The following is a 19,682-nucleotide window of genomic DNA, read 5'->3' as shown; positions in this document are numbered from 1 at the left end:
TTTATGAAACCAATAAAAATTATTGAATGTCCGCGCGATGCCATGCAAGGTATAAAAGCCTTTATTCCTACTCAAAGGAAAGTAGCTTACATTCAATCATTGCTAGAAGTTGGTTTCGATACGATAGATTTCGGAAGCTTTGTGTCTCCTAAAGCCATTCCTCAAATGCAAGATACTAGAGAGGTTTTATCTCAATTAGATGTATCACAGACAACTAGTAAATTATTGGCAATTATAGCCAATACGCAAGGAGCAACTTTGGCCTCCCAACAAAATGCGATACACTATTTAGGTTTTCCGTTTTCTATTTCCGAAAATTTTCAAATGCGTAATACCCATAAAACCATAGCGCAATCTACAATTACTTTAATGGAGATTCTTGAAATTGCCTATAAAAACAATAAAGAGGTTGTAGCATATTTATCAATGGGTTTTGGAAATCCCTACGGCGACCCTTGGAATGTCGAGATAGTAGGAGAGTGGACAGAAAAGTTAGCGAATATGGGCGTTAAAATTCTTTCCCTTTCAGATACAGTGGGAAGTTCGACACCAGAAGTCATTACCTATTTGTTTTCACATTTAATCCCGAAATATCCAACAATAGAATTTGGAGCTCATTTGCATACAACACCCAATAAATGGCTTGAAAAAGTAGACGCTGCTTACAAATCGGGATGCCGTCGCTTTGACGGTGCTATTCAAGGTTTTGGTGGGTGTCCTATGGCTACAAACACACTAACAGGCAACATGCCTACAGAAAAATTGTTGTCTTTTTTTACTGCCATAAATGAGCAAACGAATACAAGTCCAACACATTTCGAAAAGGCATATACACAGGCAACCAAATTATTTAGGGAGTTTCATTAGAAGCAATTTCCAGCTGTCCATTCCAATTCTTTTATCAAAAATCCTTTTTTTGTAAGCACTAAAAAGAGCTTCCGTTGGTCGCTTTTTTAGCCCAACAAAAAATAGGGTTTTTCAATAAAATGATTTTCATTTCCATCTGGGCTAATCAAATAGCATTTAGTATTAAATTTTCAAAATCGAACGCCAATTACTATTTACCAACTACATTTTTTACTATATTTGCACGCAATTTAACTACAACTACAAATTGCAATGAACGCACACAATACTAAAATAGTCGGAGAAGGTTTAACCTACGATGATGTACTATTAGTTCCTAATTACTCGAATGTACTTCCGCGAGAAGTGAGTATTCAATCTAAATTTTCAAGAAACATTACACTTAATGTTCCCATAGTATCGGCAGCAATGGATACCGTTACTGAAAGTTCGATGGCAATAGCTATGGCTCAAGAAGGAGGAATTGGTGTTTTGCATAAAAACATGACCATCGAGCAACAAGCTGCTAAAGTGCGTAAAGTAAAACGTGCCGAATCTGGAATGATTATCGATCCAGTCACTTTACCGCTAACATCTACGGTAGCCGATGCTAAAAATGCCATGAAAGAATATGGCATTGGCGGTATTCCAATTGTGGATGAAAATCAAATATTAAAAGGAATTGTTACCAATAGAGATTTACGTTTCGAAAAAAACAATGCTAGACCTATTGTTGAGGTAATGACAAGTGAAAACTTAGTAACCGTAGCCGAAGGTACATCCTTAGAACAAGCCGAAGTAGTTTTGCAAGGCAACAAAATAGAAAAACTCCCTGTAGTGAATGCCAATTATAAATTAGTAGGCCTAATTACCTTTAGAGACATTACGAAACTTACTCAAAAACCTATTGCTAACAAAGATGTATACGGACGTTTGAGAGTTGCAGCGGCTATTGGCGTTACAGCGGATTCTCTAGAAAGAGCTACTGCACTTATTCATTCTGGTGTAGATGCCTTAATTATTGATACTGCTCACGGGCATACTCAAGGTGTTGTTAATGTTCTAAAAGCGATTAAAGCTCAGTATCCTAAAATCGACATTATTGTGGGCAATATAGCTACTCCAGAAGCAGCTAAATTCTTGGTAGAAAATGGTGCCGATGGAGTTAAAGTTGGAATCGGTCCTGGTTCCATTTGTACCACTCGTATTGTAGCAGGAGTAGGGTTTCCCCAATTCTCCGCTGTTCTAGAAGTGGCTGCAGCCATCAAAGGAACAGGAGTTCCAGTAATAGCCGATGGTGGTATTCGATATACAGGAGATATTCCTAAGGCAATTGCAGCAGGTGCCGACTGTGTGATGCTTGGTTCCCTATTAGCAGGAACCATGGAATCACCTGGTGAAACAATCATTTTTGAAGGCAGAAAATTCAAATCCTATCGAGGAATGGGTTCCGTTGAAGCCATGCAAGAAGGTTCTAAAGACCGTTATTTTCAAGATGTAGAAGACGATGTTAAGAAACTGGTTCCTGAAGGAATTGTGGGGCGTGTACCATATAAAGGAGAATTGAACGAAAGCATGCAACAATTCATAGGCGGACTTCGTGCCGGAATGGGCTATTGCGGATCTAAAGACATTCCTACTTTACAAGAAACAGGTCGTTTTGTTCGCATTACGGCTAGTGGAATCAATGAAAGTCATCCTCATAATGTAACCATAACTAAAGAAGCGCCAAATTATTCGAGATAAAAGTATTAGAGTATTAAAAGAGTAAGCATAAAATCTTACTCTTTTTTAAATTCCAATTATGAACTTATTCTACTAATTTTTGTTTAAATTGAATACTCTCCATTTCCATTTTTCAAATTCACTTTCATAAATTTTTCGATATTCTTCAATTATTACAAAGTGTTTCTTTTGAAACTCTTTAGTCATTTCATAATTGAACATGTTGTCACGAAAAACAGTTTCAAAATTGAAAACATTACCTGCTAAATCACGATAATCATTAAGTAAATCACTTTTTGAATTTAAAATTGGTTCTATTTCGGTATGATAAAATTGAATAGCTGTCGCATTAATAGCAATTCCTTTTTCTAACCAATGATTGTCTTTGCTGTCTTCTTCGTATTTAAAGAAATCAGTAATAAGTTTGTCAGAAAACCATTCAGGTAATACCACATTCGGTTTTACTAAGTTTTCATTATTTTCTTGATAAAATTGATTTTGAGAATTGGATACTAGCGTAGAGTTAAACAAATACCAATCTGAATCCATTATAAGATAAATAAGTTTTCGAGTTTTTAATTTGGCAAGCCATTCTCTATAATGTACCATTCGGTTAGGAAACAAACCTAAATCAAATACCATCTTTTTAATTTTACTACCCATTTCTACATGTAATACTGTAGCTACATGATATCCCCAGTCAATTTTTCCGTTTGGAGATAACTTTTTTTTATCAGTAAACGAAATAAGTTTTGTGCTTGTATCAGAATAGATTCCTGGTGTAAAGGCCCAAATTTTAGAAGTTGTAATTTTTTTAGATTCAAAATACAAACAAATATAATGGGATAGATTATGGCAATTAGCTTGCTGATAACCAAAAGGCAATTCTAATGTCAAGATTTCTTGAAATAATAAATTAGCCTTATTTTGATCTACAACGGTGGCTTTTCCGTCAGATAATAGAGGATGTTTAGAGCGAATGGGATTTTAGTTTTAGGAAAATTTATAAAGAAAATACTTGTATAACAAGAATTGGGTGCAAAACTACACTTTTTATGAGAAATCGAAAGCTAGTTTAAGCTAAAATATAAAGATTATTCATTAAAGACAGGAATTACATCAACCTCTACCTTTACTTTATGTTCACCTGAACTAAAAATGATTCCTTTTAGTGGAGATACATCTGCAAAATCTCTGCCGTATGCAGTTACAATATGTCTTTGTTGTGGAATCATATTATTAGTAGGGTCAAATTCACACCAGCCCATTTCTGGAATATATACAGATATCCAAGCATGTGAAGCATCAGAACCTTGTAATTTTGGTTTGTCTTTCGGTGGTAATGTTTCGATATAACCGCTCACATATTTTGCTGCAAAACCCATACTACGAATACAGGCTATAGCTAAGTGAGAAAAATCTTGACAAACCCCTTTTTTCTCTTTAAGAACAGTTTTTAATGGAGTATTTATAGTTGTAAAACCTGATTTAAATTGAAATTCTGTATATATCTTTTTTGATAATCGTTCAACACTTTCATATAATGATGCTGAAGGAGAGAAGCAAGTCTTAGCAAAACTTATGATTTCTTCATCCCAAACAATGAATTGACTTGGCAATTGGTATTGTAAAAGTTCCAGCTTTAGAGTATGATTGCTACTAAACAATAATTTGGCTTCTTGACAACTAATATTATTTATGGGCAGTGTATTTTTAGGTGTGTTTTCTATTTCACTAGTCACTATAACTTTTAGTACTTTATGAGGTTCATGAATTGAAAAATAATGTTGAGTATTACCAAAATAATCTACTCTTGAATATATTTTTGATGGAGTGGGTTCAATTTCTATTTTAAAATCACGACATATTTGATTGGGTAATGTTAAAGGTTGCAAACAAAGCACACTCTGATAATTATGTACAGGATTTACATAAGTATATACCGTTTGATGTCTTAACTTATATTTCATCAGAATTTATTTTTTCTGTGGTATCTAAAAAGGAATGTTGCATCATAGAATGATTAAAATATTGGCTGGTAAGATTGCTTGTAGCGGTTGAAATCAATTCGAAAACTTGCTCTAGCGTTTTGTCAAATTCAGCACGAAAATTTGTTTCTTCATCGGCTATTACCAATCGTTCTGCATCAATCAATTGAATTATTGTACTAGCTTCTAAAACAGTTTTCTCTGCAATACTTAATCTGTTAGGGTCAATAGTTTTTGGAAGTTTTGACAAACAATTCGATAATGTGTCTAATAAATACGAAAGGGTGTAAGGTAAGTTTTTCTCTAAGAAAATCAAGTTAATTACCGTTATTAAGCTTAAATGTGATTTATAGATGCTTCGGTATTGTGCAAGCAAATGATGATTTTCTAAAACTGCTTCCATTAATACACTTTCTACTTCCTCATTATTTTTGAAGTTAAAAGTAGAGCGTAAAACAGAAATCAAAGATAATATTCGTTCAATATTTTTTCCTGCTTCTAACAAATAGAACCCATTATCTCTTGGGAGTGTCTCAAATATATTTCCATAAAAAGAAAAAAGCCTAATGTATAATTTATCTAGACTGTGATCAAACTCGCTTATGTTTCTTGAATGTGATTTTTTTAAATAAAAGAGACTATCTTCTAATAAATTAATGATTCTACGATTATCGTGATTCCATTTTTCACTTACTTGATTAATGGTATTCAACAACGATTGAAGATTATAAGTTACTGAACCTACTTTTTTAGAGTCATTAATAAGTAGCACTAATTCTGGTATTGGATTTTCAAAAATAGCGTCATTTATTTCTTCTTCACCATCTTTAGAATCTTTTCCTACAAAACCAGGATACGTTTGTGTTAAATGAGTAAGCGATTTGAGCAAAACGATTAAAAATTCGGGCTGTTTTTTTCCTTTTCGATTTACATTTTCATTAAGTCGATTGAGAATAATTTTTAAGAAACATCGCAATGCCATAGTGCGTTCGCATAATCTTCCTAACCAAAAAAGATTTTCAGCGTTTCTACTAGTTAAGGAATTTGTATGTTGATTTGTAGTGTTTTTTCTAACTATTAAACGTTCGTTATCTTTGGGCGCATCTGTAATTATCCAAGTATCTTTTGATAGACCTCCGAATTGATTAGAAATCTCAAACTTGTCTTTTATCACAGAACTTCTCGTTAATCCGCCTTGCATAACCTTATAATCGTTATTTCCGTCAGAAACTAAAAAAGCTCTCATTGCAGCAAATCTTGGAACTATTTTCCCGTCAATTAATGATGGAGTTGTAGAAAGACTAACTTCTTCTTGTGCTACATAATCTTTTGGACTTTTTAAAATCAAATTTTTTAAATCTATTAATTCTTCAAAAGTTAAAAGTCTTCCATAAATAGATCTAAAACCTTGTTTGCGATTGGTTCTTTTAATGATTAATTTGGGTAAATTATTTAAAACATAATCTAATTCTTTACTTTGGCCACACCACCACGTTGCCACTGAGCTTATTAGTAAAGGTTCGTTAAGTAAAAATTTGCACGCATTTTGCATGAATGCCATTAACCCATAATTCTCTAAAACACTAGTTCCTGGCGGATTTAAAACGGTAACATTTCCTAAACGCATGACTTGCAGTAAACCAGGTACCCCAAGAAGTGAAGTCTTTATTAATTCTAAAGGGTCACACCATTCATCATCAACTCTTCTAATAATAACATCAACTCGTTCTAATTGATCTATTGATTTTAGCCAAACATAGCCATCTCTAACTAATAAATCATTTCCTTGAACAAGTGTGTATCCTAAATAGGATGAAAGGTAAACGTGTTCAAAATAGGTTTCATTTCCGGGTCCAGGGGTTAAGAAAACAACATTAGGGTTTTCGTTATTAACAGAGCCTAAAGAGTCAACAGTTTCTTGTAAATGATTGAAATAGGGGGAAAGTTTACTTCTAAAAATATTTTTGTTAAGTTCAGGAAACACCTTACTCATTACAATTCTATTTTCTAAAGCATAACCTGATCCTGAAGGCGATTGAATTCGATTGTCTAATAGCCACATTTTGCCATCTGGACCTCTGGCTAAATCACAAGCATACAAGAGCAGTTGGTGATTTTGTTTTTGTTTGATATCAAAACAAGGTAAAAGAAAACCAGAATTATCAAAAACCAATTCTGCAGGAATTATTCCATTTTTAATCAAAAGTTGAGGGCCGTATAGGTCTTTCAGAATTAAATCTAATAAATGAGCTCTTTGTTTTATTCCTTTTTCAATAGTCTCCCATTCTGATTGATGAATAAGAAACGGGATAGGATCTAATTTCCAAGGCCGATTCATTCCATTGGAAGAGTTATAAACGTTATATGTTACACCATTCTCTTTTAATTTTTTTATAATTTCGTGATTCAGTACTTCTAATTTTTCCATACCTATAGATTCTAGGGTATCGAAAAGATTCTTCCAATAGGGTTTTACATCGCCGTTTTGGTCTATTACTTCATCATATGAGTTGATGGCTTCTTTATATGAATTTAAAAGCCCCAACGAAATATCTTGAATCATATCTGTTTTTTCTATGATTTACATTCTTTATAATTCCTGCAAAATACTAGTTTTATTGTAAAACGACAAGAAATTATACTTTTTTGAATGCTTCCATCATCTTTTTATTTTTTTGCTACCCAATAATGTCTTAAATCTAAAGTACTTGGATATTCAGGATTTATTAATTCTATTGGGGTTTCTGGTTTAAGGTCTGATTTATTTTCAGCAACAAAACGAGAAGCTGTTGGTGAATTTATAATTGGTGAAGTTTGTTCTAAGGTACTAGAAGGAGTGTGCCCAAAATCCCAGAAACGACTAATTTTTCGAGATTCAGCTTCATAACTGTTTACAGGATAGGTTTCAAAACTTCTTCCTCCGGGATGTGATACAAAATAGGTACAACCACCAATGACGCGATCGTTCCAAGTATCAACAATATCAAAAACTAACGGTACATCAACACCAATATTTGGATGTAAAGCTGATGGTGGATTCCACGCTTTGTAGCGAATCCCAGCAACATATTCGCCTTTTGTACCTGTACTTCTCAGTGGAATTCGGCAACCTTTGCATAGCAAAATATGGCGATCAGGAATGATACCTGAAACTTTTACTTGTAACCTTTCTAAAGAAGAGTCTACAAAGCGAGCAGTTCCAGAATTGGATAATTCTTCGCCCAAAACGTGCCAAGGTTCTATTCCTAATCGTATTTCTAGTTGGATATTATCAACCGTAATTCCGCCATGATGTGGAAATCTAAATTCAAAAAATGGATCAAACCAAGAAATATCAAAGTCATAACCGGACTCTTTTAAGTCATTCACTACATCTATCATATCCAAATAGGCAAAATGTGGCAATAAAAATTTGTCATGAAGTTCTGTTCCCCATCTTACTAATTTTTTCTTATAAGGATTTTTCCAAAATTTTGCTACTAATGCCCTTACTAATAAAGTCTGTACTAAATTCATGTGTTTGTGTGGTGGCATATCAAAAGCTCTTAGTTCTAATATCCCTAATCTTCCAGTCGAAGAATCTGGAGAGTACAATTTATCAATGCAAAACTCAGTGCGATGCGTGTTTCCTGTTATATCTACCAATAAATTTCTAAAAATTCGGTCAACCATCCAAAAAGGAACTTCTTCATCGTCAGGTATTTGCTCAAAAGCAATTTCCATTTCATAAAGGCGTTCATCTCGTCCTTCGTCAATTCTAGGTGCTTGACTTGTAGGACCTATGAACGGACCAGCAAAAAGATAACTCAAAACCGGGTGATGTTGCCAATAAGTAATTAAGCTTCGGAGCAAATCAGGTCTTCTTAAAAGCGGACTGTCTTCGGGCTTTGCAGCGCCAAGGGTAACGTGATTGCCTCCGCCGGTTCCGGTATGACGACCATCAACCATATATTTATCAGTTCCTAAACGAGATAAAAATGCCTCTTCATAAAGCGCAGTTGTATTATCAACAATTTCTTGCCATGATTTTGCGGGATGCACATTTACCTCAATTACTCCGGGGTCTGGGGTAACCATCATTTTTTCTATACGATAATCAGATTTGGGCTGATACCCTTCAATTCTAACTGGTATTTGTAATTTTTCAGCAGTAGTTTCTACCGAAGCAATCAAGTCTAAATAGGTTTCTAAATAATCCGTTGGAGGAAGAAAAACATAAATGATACCGTCTCGTTCTTCCACACATAATGCCGTTGAAAATGTCTCTGTTTCAAAAAGTAAAGATTCATTTTCTTCGACTTCATCTTCTATTGGTTTTCGTTTTGGAGCTTTAAATGTTGCAGAAGTAGTTTCGTAACGCTCTTCAAGCGATTGATAATAATTTCCTAATGGAGGCAACTCTTCAAATAAACTTCGCTCAATGGGTTGTTCTCTTTTCAGTTTTGAGACTTTAGGTAAAGATTCTAATGGCAATCGCAAACCTATTGGAGAATTACCTCGTATGAGATAACATTGTTGTCTTCTAAATTCCCAAACGCAACTTAACCAAGAATTGGATTCGTGTATCCATTTAATTGGAACTACAAAACCAGCAGGATTGTTCAAGCCTTTTTTCTAATAATTTTGCCAAAGTATGTCGCTGCACAGAATCTTTTAAGTTTACTGCCAAAGGATCAAGATTTACAGGAAGTTTTCCTTCTTCTAAAGCCCAATAAATTGGATCTTCATAAGTAGGAGTAATGTTGGTTACTGCAATTCCTAAATATTTTGTTAGCTCAATAGCAAATCGTTCAGCATCGTGAAAAGTAAAATTGGTTTGTCCTTCTTTAGCTATCAAATCATCATTTTTCCATAATGGAAGCCCATCTTTTCTCCAGTAAAGTGCATATTGCCAACGAGGAAATAATTCGCCCGGATACCATTTTCCTTGTCCAAAATGTAATAAACCACCATGAGCAAAACGTTTTTTTAAACGAAGTGCTAAATCATAAGCCAATTTCCGTTTTAAAGGTCCATCAGCGGTAGAATTCCATTCAGGAGATTCAAAATCATCTATAGAAACAAAGGTGGGTTCGCCACCCATGGTAAGTCTTACATCACCTTCCATCAAGTCTTTTTCTACATCATTACCTACTTTCATTACCTTACTCCATTGTTCTTCTGTGTAGGGTTTGGTTACTCTAGGATTTTCATGAATTCGGAATACACTATTATCAAATTCAAATTCTACATTACAAATTTCGGTAGCTCCAGTTACAGGTGCTGCACTTTCATAATCAGGAGTGCAACATAAAGGAATATGACCTTCGCCAGCAAAAAGTCCAGAAGTAGGATCAAGTCCAATCCAGCCCGCTCCAGGCAAATAAACTTCTACCCATGCATGCAAATCGGTAAAGTCTTTTTCAGGACCAGAAGGACCATCAAGCGATTTTACATCTGGGGTAAGCTGTACTAAATAACCAGAAACAAAGCGTGCTGCTAATCCTAGGCTTCGAAGTACTTGTACCAATAACCAAGCAAAATCGCGACAAGAGCCACTTTTAATGGTCATGGTTTCTTCGCAACTTTGTACTCCAACTTCCAATCGAATATTATAATTTAATAAATTGAATACTTGCTGATTGGCGTAAACTAAAAAATCAACTGTGATGAGGTCTTTTTGTAATGCCAAATGCGAAATAAACTTTGACATCTCAATCCCAGTTTCTTTTATTTCCAAATAGAGAGATAACTCTTTCTCAAGATTTTTATCATATTTAAATGGAAATTTTTCAGCATATTCTTCAACAAAAAAATCAAAAGGATTTATCACCTGTAATTTGGCAATAACTTCAACTTCTACTCTTAACTCAGTAGCCAATTCATTAAAAACAACTCTTGCTTGGTAATTACCAAAAGGGTCTTGTTGCCAATTGATAAAATGGTTTTCTGGATAAATTTTAAAGGTATATCCTTCAATCGATGTTCGAGAGTGAGCAGCAGGGCGAAGTCTGAAAATATGGGGAAATAGCTTTACACTTCGGTCAAATTTGTAAGCTGTTTTGTGTGAAATGGCTATTTTGATGGACATGTTTTTTTATTTAAATCATTTATACAAATATTGTAAAAAAAACATTGTTTTCGAGTAATCATTGATAAAAATACATCATATTATAATAAAAAAGTCAATTTTTATCAACTAAATCATTTTTCAATATAAATAATGCAATATTCTTTAAAATTCATTTATTAATTGATTATATGATATCCTTTATAATTTTTATTTTTGAATAGTACCGATAAGGTCTTTTAATAAAAAAACGTCTTAACAAATAATTGTTAAGACGCTTTTTAAAATATAGAAGTGAAAATAATTAAAATTGATTTATAGTTTGTCTTATCGCTACTAATTTTGTCATTAGACCTTCAAAAAGATCTAAATGAAGCATATTTGCACCATCGCTTTTAGCATTTGCAGGATCGAAATGGGTTTCAATAAATATACCATCTACACCAACAGCTATTCCTGCTTTTGCAACAGTTTCAATCATATCAGGTCTTCCACCAGTAACTCCAGTAGTTTGATTCGGTTGTTGCAAGGAATGTGTTACGTCAAGAACAGTCGTAGCAAATTGTTGTAAAGTTGGTATTCCTCTAAAATCTACGATCATATCTTGATAGCCAAACATGGTTCCTCTATCAGTAACCATTACGTTTTGGTTGTTACAATCCAATACCTTTTGTACAGCATGCTTCATACTTTCTGGACTCATAAATTGCCCTTTCTTTAAGTTAACAACCTTTCCAGTATTGGCTGCTGCTAAAACTAAATCAGTTTGGCGAACTAAAAATGCTGGAATTTGTAATACATCAACATAAGCAGCAGCCATCACGGCATCTTCATTAGTATGTATATCTGTTACGGTTGGAACTCCAAAAGTTTCAGAAACTTTTCTGAGTATTTTTAATGCTTTTTCATCACCAATTCCTGAAAAGCTGTCAATTCTAGAACGATTTGCTTTTTTAAATGACCCTTTAAAAACGTATGGAATTTTTAATGTATCGGTAATTGTAACTAATTTTTCGGCAATTCGCATAGCCATTTCTTCACCTTCTATAGCGCATGGACCTGACAGAAGAAAAAAATTACCGCTATCAAGATGTTTTATTTGTGGAATATGTTGTAAGTTCATAGTGATTTTTTTGAGGAAACAAATGTAATTAGGAAATATGAATATCTAATAAAGAAAGGTATTCAAATGTTTTTAAAATTATTTTTTTAAACTTAAACCAAGAGGAACCATCAAAGCACCTTTCTCATAGATATTAAAGTATAATTTAATTGGTGTTTTTTGTCCTTCCCATGTTATTTCATAAACATCAAGTAATCCAACACCCATTTCACTTTTCTTGGTTGGAAAAGGGCAACAACTTTCTATTTTTTCGAATTTAATTTTTTCGCCTTTTGGTCCTGCCAATGCATTTAAAAAGCGTTCCTGATTGATGACTTCATTTTTTGTATTCCCAAAAAATACATTTATTGGATAATCTTTGTCATATCCGTATTTTTCGTCTTTACTATATGCAGTTATTACAAAAGTATTTTGGTTTGTAAGTTTAGGAATAGGGGCTGACTCATCAATGTTTTTTAAAGTTGATTTTGTACTAACGCAGGAACATAATGAGCAAAATACAAGAAGAATAAAAAAGTGTACTTTCATTTTTAGTTTTTATAATTTTTAGTTTTTAGAATAAAGGCAACAATTGCTGACGTAAAAACTCCCATAGACAATCCACCAAAGACACCCTGTAGCATATAGTTTTTTAAACTAAAATAGGCCTCTGCTTGTTCTTGTGTTTGTACTTTATTTTCAACAGCATACTTAATTATGTTTGTGAAAAACTGAGGAGTAATAAGGGTAAATGTGATGTATTGTACCAATGGACTCAAAAAACTAATAACAATTGATAAAGTAACACCTGAAATAAAGCCTTGTCGCCAAGTCATTTTCCCGTTAAAAATAGAGTGTTTTTTTTCTTTTAATGCTAAAAAATATATTGCAATCGCAATTATAGCAAATAAATTTGTGTATATGAGGTGTTTACTTATGTATTTATCATGTAGTCCAACGACATTCTCTATTATCATCCAAACGAGAGTAGCAATACTAAAAAGGAGTCCCCATTTTATTTCTATGGCTATTTTTTTCATCGAATTCAGTTTTAAATTTCTATTCAAAAATACTAGTTTATTTCAAATTCTACATATTTAGCTTCTAAAATCATTTGAATTCTTATTTTTGTATAAACTATTATATTTATGGATATTTTATTTCAGACTTGGCCTTGGTATGTTTCCGGCTTTTTAATTGCAATAATCATGCTAACACTAAATTATTTTGGAAAAACATTTGGAATGTCTTCTAATTTAGAAACACTTTGTACTATGGTGGGCGCTGATAGGTTTTCAGATTATTTTAAGTTTAATTGGAAGTCTAATAGATGGAATCTGGCAGTTGTTCTTGGATCTATCTTAGGTGGAATTGTAGCGGTACATTTTTTGAGTCATTCTACCAATGTATCAATTAATCCTAAAACTATCGAGCAATTAGCAAAAATGGGAATTGATGCTCCAAACGGAAAGTTATTACCAAATACTTTATTTGAAAATGAAGTTTTTCAATCTCCAAAGATGATTTTTATACTTATTATTGGAGGAATTTTAATTGGTTTTGGTTCACGTTATGCTTCTGGATGTACTTCTGGTCATGCCATTGCAGGAATAAGTAATTTGCAAATACAATCTTTAAAAGCCGTTATTGGATTTTTTATAGGCGGATTAGTAATGTCACATTTAATTTTACCCTTAATTTTTTAGAAATATGAAAGCATTAAAATACCTACTTGTTGGATTTGTTTTCGGGATTGTACTCACAAAATCGGAAGCTGTTTCTTGGTATCGCATTTATGAAATGTTTCAATTTCAATCGTTTCATATGTATGGAATTATTATGGTGGCTATTGCAACAGGTATTATTGGACTACAAATTATAAAAAAATTACAATTAAAAAATATACAAGGAGTGCCAATCGTAGTTCCTGATAAAGAGAAAGGATCTGTAAGGTTTTTGGCTGGTGGAATTATTTTTGGACTAGGCTGGGCATTGGTTGGGTCATGTCCTGGACCCATTTTTATTTTGTTAGGTGCAGGATTTTTGCCAATGGTATTGGTGCTTTTTGGAGCTTTATTAGGAACTTTTATTTACGGATTAATTAAAAATAAATTACCGCATTAAATTAAATCAGGTTTATTTATACAATCTCTGCACTCAAACCTGCCTCTAATAATTGTGTACATTGTGGTTTTAGTTCTTCAAATGAACCTGTTTTTACGGTGCATTTTCCTTTGTAATGTACTAAAATAGCACATTGTTCGGCTTGAATAGCAGTGTGATTGCAAACCGCTATTAAAGTTTCAATAACATGATCAAAAGTATTAACATCATCATTAAAAAGTACAATTTCATTGTTAATGTCTACTGCTTCTAGTACTGAGGTATCCTGTTGAGTTTTTTCTATTGTTGCCATTTTCAGACCTTTATAATTATTTGACTTTTGTTCTAAAAAATACAAATGCTAATTTACATATTTTAAAGAAACCCAATTGTTTCTTTCCAATTTTTTAACAAAAGTTAATCCTTTTTCAATACAAGAAGCATCAATAAATGGAATGTCTTCTGTATAAAATCCGCTAAATAAAATCGTGCCTTTTGGATTAAGACAATCTACATAACTTTGCATGTCGTTCAACAAAATATTTCTATTGATGTTTGCAATAATCAAATCGTATTTTTTATCTTTTAATATTGCTGCATCTCCCTCATAAACCGTAATGTTTTTGCAATTGTTGCGTTCGGCATTTTCAATAGAGTTTAAATAACACCAATTGTCAATATCTATAGCATCAATAGGTTTTGCTCCTTTCATTTCTGCAAGAATGGCAAGAATTGCTGTTCCACAGCCCATATCAAGTGTTTTCATTTCAGCAACATCTGTTTCTAATAAATGCTGAATCATCATGTGGGTAGTTTCGTGATGACCTGTTCCGAAACTCATTTTTGGCTCAATAATAATATCAAACTCAGCATTGGTTTTTGGATGAAATGGAGCACGTACATGACATTTTCCGTCAACATCAATTGCTTCAAAATTCTTTTCCCATTCCTCATTCCAATTTACTTGTTCTATTTCTTCGATGGTGTAAGAAATTACAAATTCAGGCGAATTCAAGATTTGAACCTCTTCTAAAATTGTTTCATTCCAAAATTGTTTTTGAATATAGGCGGTAACTCCAAAATCACTTTCTATGAAACTTTCGAAAGGCAATTCGCCTAATTCAGCAACTAGAATTTCAGAACCCAAATCTTTTGGTTCAACTGTAAAATGATAACCTAAATAGATATTTGACATTTTATTTTTTTGTAAAGGTAAGAATCTCTTTTGTTGAATTAAAAAAAGAGACTTGAATACTTATATCCAAATCTCTTTACGTTACTTACTTAATTCGTTTTAAATAGCATTAGCAATTGCAGCAAAATCATCTGCTTTTAGTGCAGCACCTCCAATTAATCCTCCGTCAACATCTGGTTTTCCAAAAATTTCTTTAGCATTGTCAGGTTTTACACTTCCTCCATAAAGAATCGAAACGTTTTCGGCAATATCACTTCCAAAAGCTTTACGAACAGTTTCTCTAATAAATTCGTGCATTTCTTGAGCTTGTTCTGGCGATGCCGTTTCACCCGTTCCTATTGCCCAAACCGGTTCATAAGCTAGTACGATGTTTTCCCAATCTGATTTATCAATTTGAAATAATCCGTCTTTTAATTGGTTTTCAACTACATTAAAATGTTGATTGTTTTGACGATCTTTTAGTTCTTCTCCAAAACAAAAAATTACTCTTAAATCGTGTTTTAACGCTGCGTCTACTTTAAATGAAATTATAGAGTCAGTTTCATGAAAAATTGCACGACGTTCTGAATGACCTAAAATCACAGTGTTTACACCAATACTTTTTAGCATATCGGCTGATATTTCTCCAGTAAAAGCACCACTTTCAGCTTGATGCATGTTTTGTGCAGCTACTTGAATGTTTGTAAACTCTAAATGATTTACTGCCGAGGATAGGTTTACAAAAGTTGGAGCAACTATAATTTCTACATCTTTGTCATTTGGCAATTTATCGATTAAGTCGTTTAATAAATCTTCTGTATCTTCAGCATTTTTATGCATTTTCCAGTTCCCTGCAACAATTTTGTGTCTCATTATTTAAGTGATTTTAAGGTTGTGTTTATTAATTCAAAGTCAGTTTCTATTGCTCGATAGACAATAATTTTTCCAGTTTTATCAATGATTATATATCTTGGAATCCAATCTAAGTCTAATGCTTTTCCAAACGAACCGTTCATTCCGTTTTTAATAAAATAGTGGTCCCCATTAATTTGATGTTTCTCTATACCAGCTTTCCATTTGTCGATTGTTTTATCTAATGAAAAAAACAGGTAAGTAACTTCGGGATTGGTATTTTGTAGTTCTTTTATTTTGGGCATTGCTTTAATACAGTCGCCACACCACGATGCCCAAATCTCTATTACTATAGTTTTTCCTTTGTATTGATTTAAAACGTCTTGAAAGGCAATAGGATTTCCGTCTACAGTAATAATCTTTTCTTCTAATGCTTTTCTTGAAAATTCTGTTTTTTGAGCTTGCGAACACGAAATGCTGGAAAAACATAAAATGATATAGGCAATTATAACTTTAACTTTCATTTGAATATTTTGGAATACAAATTTACATTTATAAATCGTTACTTTAAAATGAATCCATTTAAATTTTTAAGTTTTAGTGAAAGTAGGCTATGATTTAATCTTTGATTCTATAAATGATAAATCTATATAGTTTTTCTATAAAATATTTGGAGTAAAACAATTTAAAAATAGAAAAAACACCTTTAATACTAATTGAACTAAACTTAATTTCCACTTAATCTAAGTTACAAAATCAATACAAAGTTTAGATTTTATTCATTTTTTACTGGAACTCATTTTTTATTAATGCTAAAATAATATATAAGTTATAAATAGATATTTGTATGTTTTTGTTGTTAAACCAATTGGTGATTTTATCGATGGGTTTATTAAATAAAGATTATTATAACTTTAATAGTTGCTCATCGTTTTACCTTTACAATTTAAACTAATTTTATAAAAAATTTCAAATGAAAAAAATAGTTACAATTTTAGTAGGCTCCATTTTACTGGTATCTTGCCAAGGACAAAGTCAAACTAAAACCGTTACGAAAACTACTGTTATGGAAAAACAAAACATCTATCAATTTAAGGTAGAAGATTTATCAGGTAAAACCTTTGATTTTGCAACTCTTAAAGGTAAAAAAATAATGATTGTAAACACGGCTTCTAAATGCGGTTTGACTCCACAATACAAAGGCTTAGAAAAAATTTACAAAGAGTATAAAGACAAAAATTTTGTAATTATTGGTTTTCCAGCGAATAATTTTGGTCAGCAGGAGCCAGGTACAAATGAAGAAATAGGTGCTTTTTGTCAACAAAATTATGGAGTCACTTTTCCAATGATGAGTAAAATTTCGGTGAAAGGAAATGATATGGATAAAGTGTATCAATTTTTGACACAAAAATCTAAAAATGGTTTGCAAGATTCAGAAGTAGAATGGAATTTTCAAAAATATTTAATCAATGAAAAAGGCGAATTAGAAAAGGTAATTTCACCTCAAGTTTCACCTACAGATGATGTTATTATAAATTGGATAAAAAGTTAATTTTTATTCTTTTAAAATTAATTGCATAAATAACAAATCGAGCCATTTATCAAATTTAAAAGCCGCTTCTTTAACAACTCCACATTCTTTAAAACCAAATTTTTTATGAAAAGCAATGCTTCCTGAATTATTAGCATCTATGGCGCCTATCATAGTGTGGTACCTTTGTGATTTAGCCAATACAATTAATTCGTTTAAAAGGAGTTTTCCAATTCCTTTTCCAATATAATCTTCTGAAACATAAACAGAATGTTCAACAGTGTATTTATAGCCAATTTTTTCTCTAAAAGTGCCATAGGTTCCATAACCAATTGTTAGACCATTAATTTCAGCAACAACTACTGGGAAATTTTGCTTTTCTTTATCAAAAAACCATTGACTCTGAATTTCAATAGTTTGAATATCATAGTTATAATTTGCAGTAGTATGTAGTATAGCATAATTAACTATTGCTAAAATTGCTGGTAAATCATTAATCGTTGCTGGCCTAATTGTTACGTTCATCGGATTTTTTGATACTTTAATCAAATATATATAAAGTTTATGCCTTTTTTCTAAAAATGTAAAGGCAAAATGTTAAATTTGTTAGCCTACTCATATTGTTTCAATTGAAGTATCAATTTTATATAATGATTTATCCTAAAATTCCACTTGCTCAAAGTATTATTCAAATTTGTTTAACCAAAGGGATTACTCAAATTGTTATTTCTCCCGGTTCTAGAAATGCACCATTAACTTTGGGTTTTGTGAATAATCCAGAATTTACTTGTTACAGTGTTGCCGACGAACGTTGTGCCGCTTTTTTTGCATTGGGTATTGCACAACAACTTAGTAAGCCAGTTGCATTAGTTTGTACTTCAGGTTCTGCTTTATTAAATTATTATCCCGCTTTTGCTGAAGCTTTTTACAGTCAAATACCTTTAATTGTAATCTCTGCCGATAGGCCATTCTCAAAAATTGATATTGGCGATGGACAAACCATCAGGCAAATGGATGTGTTTCAAAACCATTCGTTGTACAATGCCAATCTTACAGAAGGTGAATCTAATGAAAATGATAGTAAGATTAACAATGCCATAAATATTGCTTACACCCAAAAAGGACCAACGCACATCAATGCACCTTTTGAAGAGCCTTTGTATCAAACGGTTCGAAAAATGACTGTTGATCCAACCATTTCGGCATTTTCTAAAGTGTATAAAACAATAGCGATTGATGATATCATTGCTTATACGAATTTATGGAACTCAGCAACAAAAAAATTGATAGTAGTAGGGGTAAATGCTCCAAACGAAATAGATGAGGAAATCACAAATGCAATTGCTAATGACCCTTCTATTATCGTCATGACCGAAACAACATCAAATTGGCATCATCCTAGTTTTCTTTCGAACATTGATACTATAATAACTCCTTTTAAAGAGAAAGATTTTAAAGCTTTTCAGCCTGATATTTTAATAACTTTTGGTGGAATGATTGTTTCTAAAAGAGTTAAAGCTTTTTTAAGACAGTATAAACCGAAGCACCATTGGCATATAGATTCTTTAAGAGCGTATAATACTTTCGGTTGCTTAAATCATCATTTTGAAGCTTGTCCGAATGATTTTTTTAATCAAATATTACCTTTTACAAAAACAGTTTTAAGTGATTATTTTGAAAAAGGAAAAGCAGTTAAAAAACTGCGTATAATTAATCACCAAAAATACTTAGATAAAATTCCGTTTTCTGACTTGAAAGCTTTTGAAATTATTATGCCGAGTTTACCTAAAAATAGTATGCTGCAATTGAGTAACAGTTCACCCATTCGTTATGCGCAATTATTTCCAATAGATTCGAGTATTTCTGTATTTAGCAATCGAGGTACTAGTGGTATAGACGGAAGTACTTCTACGGCAATTGGAGCCGCAGTAATGAGCAAGCGACAAACGGTTTTAATTACAGGTGATGTAGGCTTTATATACGATAGCAATGGTCTTTGGAATGATTATGTGCCTAAAAATTTCAAAATAATTCTTATTAATAACGGTGGTGGCGGCATTTTTAGAATTTTACCGGGACATCAAGAAACCAAAGTATACAATACTTTTTTCGAAACAGCACATTGCCATACAGCTGAACATTTGGCAAAAATGTATGGTTTTGAATATTCAATAGCCAGTGATGCAGAAAGTTTGACATCAGCTTTAGATACATTATACAGCCAAAATGAAAAGCCGAGTATTTTAGAAGTATTTACTCCAACTTTACAAAACGATAAGATTTTGTTGCAATATTTTAAAGAGTTGGTTTAA

The 19,682-nt window shown here is 32.5% G+C and carries 19 protein-coding genes; 6 read left to right on the top strand and 13 right to left on the bottom strand.

Features of this window, described 5'->3' with window-relative positions:
• The first annotated feature begins 3 nt into the window (after window positions 1-3).
• Both ACFQ0S_RS13195 and guaB read left to right on the top strand, forming a co-directional pair.
• Window positions 4-867 (top strand): hydroxymethylglutaryl-CoA lyase, encoded by an 864-nt coding sequence (locus tag ACFQ0S_RS13195; RefSeq protein WP_379759234.1) that lies wholly within the window; start codon window positions 4-6, stop codon window positions 865-867.
• Between the two features lie 252 nt (window positions 868-1,119).
• A complete protein-coding gene (gene guaB, locus ACFQ0S_RS13190) occupies window positions 1,120-2,592 on the top strand; it encodes an IMP dehydrogenase (protein ID WP_379759237.1) in 1,473 nt (490 codons plus the stop codon).
• 72 nt (window positions 2,593-2,664) lie between these two features.
• Here guaB and ACFQ0S_RS13185 read toward each other — a convergent pair whose 3' ends face one another.
• From ACFQ0S_RS13185 to ACFQ0S_RS13150, 8 genes are all read right to left on the bottom strand, one after another.
• Complete coding sequence (locus tag ACFQ0S_RS13185; RefSeq protein WP_379759240.1) at window positions 2,665-3,468, bottom strand: protein-glutamine glutaminase family protein; 804 nt, start codon at window positions 3,466-3,468, stop codon at window positions 2,665-2,667.
• Window positions 3,469-3,665: 197 nt separating this feature from the next.
• Window positions 3,666-4,541, bottom strand: coding sequence for a transglutaminase family protein (locus ACFQ0S_RS13180; protein ID WP_379759243.1), 876 nt, complete (start codon window positions 4,539-4,541; stop codon window positions 3,666-3,668).
• The gene (locus ACFQ0S_RS13175; RefSeq protein WP_379759246.1) at window positions 4,531-7,122 is read right to left on the bottom strand and encodes a circularly permuted type 2 ATP-grasp protein; all 2,592 of its coding nucleotides are present in this window, start codon (window positions 7,120-7,122) and stop codon (window positions 4,531-4,533) included. Before ACFQ0S_RS13175 ends, ACFQ0S_RS13180 begins: the two co-directional genes overlap by 11 nt.
• 104 nt (window positions 7,123-7,226) lie before the next feature.
• A complete protein-coding gene (locus ACFQ0S_RS13170) occupies window positions 7,227-9,164 on the bottom strand; it encodes a transglutaminase family protein (RefSeq protein ID WP_379759249.1) in 1,938 nt (645 codons plus the stop codon).
• Window positions 9,130-10,629, bottom strand: coding sequence for a transglutaminase family protein (locus ACFQ0S_RS13165; RefSeq protein WP_379759252.1), 1,500 nt, complete (start codon window positions 10,627-10,629; stop codon window positions 9,130-9,132). Before ACFQ0S_RS13165 ends, ACFQ0S_RS13170 begins: the two co-directional genes overlap by 35 nt.
• A gap of 283 nt (window positions 10,630-10,912) precedes the next feature.
• Entirely contained in the window at window positions 10,913-11,731 is an 819-nt protein-coding gene (gene kdsA, locus ACFQ0S_RS13160; RefSeq protein ID WP_379759255.1) for a 3-deoxy-8-phosphooctulonate synthase, read from the bottom strand.
• A gap of 78 nt (window positions 11,732-11,809) precedes the next feature.
• Window positions 11,810-12,259: a 2-dehydro-3-deoxyphosphooctonate aldolase gene (locus ACFQ0S_RS13155; RefSeq protein ID WP_379759258.1), complete on the bottom strand. Its 450-nt coding sequence runs from the start codon at window positions 12,257-12,259 to the stop codon at window positions 11,810-11,812.
• A gap of 2 nt (window positions 12,260-12,261) precedes the next feature.
• Window positions 12,262-12,750: a DUF4199 domain-containing protein gene (locus ACFQ0S_RS13150; RefSeq protein WP_379759261.1), complete on the bottom strand. Its 489-nt coding sequence runs from the start codon at window positions 12,748-12,750 to the stop codon at window positions 12,262-12,264.
• Window positions 12,751-12,858: 108 nt separating this feature from the next.
• Between ACFQ0S_RS13150 and ACFQ0S_RS13145 the strand changes: the two genes are divergently transcribed.
• A complete protein-coding gene (locus ACFQ0S_RS13145) occupies window positions 12,859-13,416 on the top strand; it encodes a YeeE/YedE family protein (RefSeq protein ID WP_379759264.1) in 558 nt (185 codons plus the stop codon).
• A 4-nt stretch (window positions 13,417-13,420) separates the two neighbouring features.
• Window positions 13,421-13,834: a DUF6691 family protein gene (locus ACFQ0S_RS13140; protein WP_379759267.1), complete on the top strand. Its 414-nt coding sequence runs from the start codon at window positions 13,421-13,423 to the stop codon at window positions 13,832-13,834.
• Window positions 13,835-13,850: 16 nt separating this feature from the next.
• Here the strand turns inward: ACFQ0S_RS13140 and ACFQ0S_RS13135 are convergent, their stop codons facing one another.
• From ACFQ0S_RS13135 to ACFQ0S_RS13120, 4 genes are all read right to left on the bottom strand, one after another.
• The gene (locus ACFQ0S_RS13135; protein ID WP_379759270.1) at window positions 13,851-14,126 is read right to left on the bottom strand and encodes an ATP-dependent Clp protease adaptor ClpS; all 276 of its coding nucleotides are present in this window, start codon (window positions 14,124-14,126) and stop codon (window positions 13,851-13,853) included.
• A gap of 48 nt (window positions 14,127-14,174) precedes the next feature.
• Complete coding sequence (prmA, locus tag ACFQ0S_RS13130) at window positions 14,175-15,008, bottom strand: 50S ribosomal protein L11 methyltransferase (protein WP_379759273.1); 834 nt, start codon at window positions 15,006-15,008, stop codon at window positions 14,175-14,177.
• 99 nt (window positions 15,009-15,107) lie between these two features.
• Window positions 15,108-15,860, bottom strand: coding sequence for a triose-phosphate isomerase (gene tpiA / locus ACFQ0S_RS13125; protein ID WP_379759276.1), 753 nt, complete (start codon window positions 15,858-15,860; stop codon window positions 15,108-15,110).
• Entirely contained in the window at window positions 15,860-16,363 is a 504-nt protein-coding gene (locus tag ACFQ0S_RS13120) for a TlpA family protein disulfide reductase (RefSeq protein WP_379759279.1), read from the bottom strand. The genes tpiA and ACFQ0S_RS13120 overlap by 1 nt, the downstream gene beginning before the upstream one ends.
• Before the next feature lie 449 nt (window positions 16,364-16,812).
• Here ACFQ0S_RS13120 and ACFQ0S_RS13115 point away from each other — a divergent pair, with 449 nt between their 5' ends.
• Entirely contained in the window at window positions 16,813-17,391 is a 579-nt protein-coding gene (locus tag ACFQ0S_RS13115; RefSeq protein WP_379759282.1) for a glutathione peroxidase, read from the top strand.
• Window positions 17,392-17,394: 3 nt separating this feature from the next.
• On the opposite strand, the gene ACFQ0S_RS13110 is transcribed toward ACFQ0S_RS13115, so the two are convergent.
• The gene (locus ACFQ0S_RS13110; RefSeq protein WP_379759285.1) at window positions 17,395-17,895 is read right to left on the bottom strand and encodes a GNAT family N-acetyltransferase; all 501 of its coding nucleotides are present in this window, start codon (window positions 17,893-17,895) and stop codon (window positions 17,395-17,397) included.
• A gap of 125 nt (window positions 17,896-18,020) precedes the next feature.
• Here ACFQ0S_RS13110 and menD point away from each other — a divergent pair, with 125 nt between their 5' ends.
• On the top strand, window positions 18,021-19,682 hold the full coding sequence (gene menD, locus ACFQ0S_RS13105; protein ID WP_379759288.1) for a 2-succinyl-5-enolpyruvyl-6-hydroxy-3-cyclohexene-1-carboxylic-acid synthase: 1,662 nt from the start codon (window positions 18,021-18,023) through the stop codon (window positions 19,680-19,682).

It is taken from the genome of Flavobacterium myungsuense, assembly GCF_042677265.1.
GTDB lineage: Bacteria > Bacteroidota > Bacteroidia > Flavobacteriales > Flavobacteriaceae > Flavobacterium > Flavobacterium myungsuense.
The sequence above is the reverse complement of the archived record's forward strand: the minus strand, read 5'-3'. Positions and strand labels throughout refer to the sequence as shown.

What these genes read in the sequence shown, in the direction of transcription:
- ACFQ0S_RS13195 (WP_379759234.1), top strand. Translation starts at nt 4, where the DNA reads ATGAAACCAATAAAAATTATTGAATGTCCGCGCGATGCCATGCAAGGT.
- guaB (WP_379759237.1), top strand. Translation starts at nt 1,120, where the DNA reads ATGAACGCACACAATACTAAAATAGTCGGAGAAGGTTTAACCTACGAT.
- ACFQ0S_RS13180 (WP_379759243.1), bottom strand. Translation starts at nt 4,541, where the DNA reads ATGAAATATAAGTTAAGACATCAAACGGTATATACTTATGTAAATCCT.
- ACFQ0S_RS13175 (WP_379759246.1), bottom strand. Translation starts at nt 7,122, where the DNA reads ATGATTCAAGATATTTCGTTGGGGCTTTTAAATTCATATAAAGAAGCC.
- ACFQ0S_RS13165 (WP_379759252.1), bottom strand. Translation starts at nt 10,629, where the DNA reads ATGTCCATCAAAATAGCCATTTCACACAAAACAGCTTACAAATTTGAC.
- kdsA (WP_379759255.1), bottom strand. Translation starts at nt 11,731, where the DNA reads ATGAACTTACAACATATTCCACAAATAAAACATCTTGATAGCGGTAAT.
- ACFQ0S_RS13155 (WP_379759258.1), bottom strand. Translation starts at nt 12,259, where the DNA reads ATGAAAGTACACTTTTTTATTCTTCTTGTATTTTGCTCATTATGTTCC.
- ACFQ0S_RS13150 (WP_379759261.1), bottom strand. Translation starts at nt 12,750, where the DNA reads ATGAAAAAAATAGCCATAGAAATAAAATGGGGACTCCTTTTTAGTATT.
- ACFQ0S_RS13145 (WP_379759264.1), top strand. Translation starts at nt 12,859, where the DNA reads ATGGATATTTTATTTCAGACTTGGCCTTGGTATGTTTCCGGCTTTTTA.
- ACFQ0S_RS13140 (WP_379759267.1), top strand. Translation starts at nt 13,421, where the DNA reads ATGAAAGCATTAAAATACCTACTTGTTGGATTTGTTTTCGGGATTGTA.
- ACFQ0S_RS13135 (WP_379759270.1), bottom strand. Translation starts at nt 14,126, where the DNA reads ATGGCAACAATAGAAAAAACTCAACAGGATACCTCAGTACTAGAAGCA.
- prmA (WP_379759273.1), bottom strand. Translation starts at nt 15,008, where the DNA reads ATGTCAAATATCTATTTAGGTTATCATTTTACAGTTGAACCAAAAGAT.
- tpiA (WP_379759276.1), bottom strand. Translation starts at nt 15,860, where the DNA reads ATGAGACACAAAATTGTTGCAGGGAACTGGAAAATGCATAAAAATGCT.
- ACFQ0S_RS13120 (WP_379759279.1), bottom strand. Translation starts at nt 16,363, where the DNA reads ATGAAAGTTAAAGTTATAATTGCCTATATCATTTTATGTTTTTCCAGC.
- ACFQ0S_RS13115 (WP_379759282.1), top strand. Translation starts at nt 16,813, where the DNA reads ATGAAAAAAATAGTTACAATTTTAGTAGGCTCCATTTTACTGGTATCT.
- ACFQ0S_RS13110 (WP_379759285.1), bottom strand. Translation starts at nt 17,895, where the DNA reads ATGAACGTAACAATTAGGCCAGCAACGATTAATGATTTACCAGCAATT.
- menD (WP_379759288.1), top strand. Translation starts at nt 18,021, where the DNA reads ATGATTTATCCTAAAATTCCACTTGCTCAAAGTATTATTCAAATTTGT.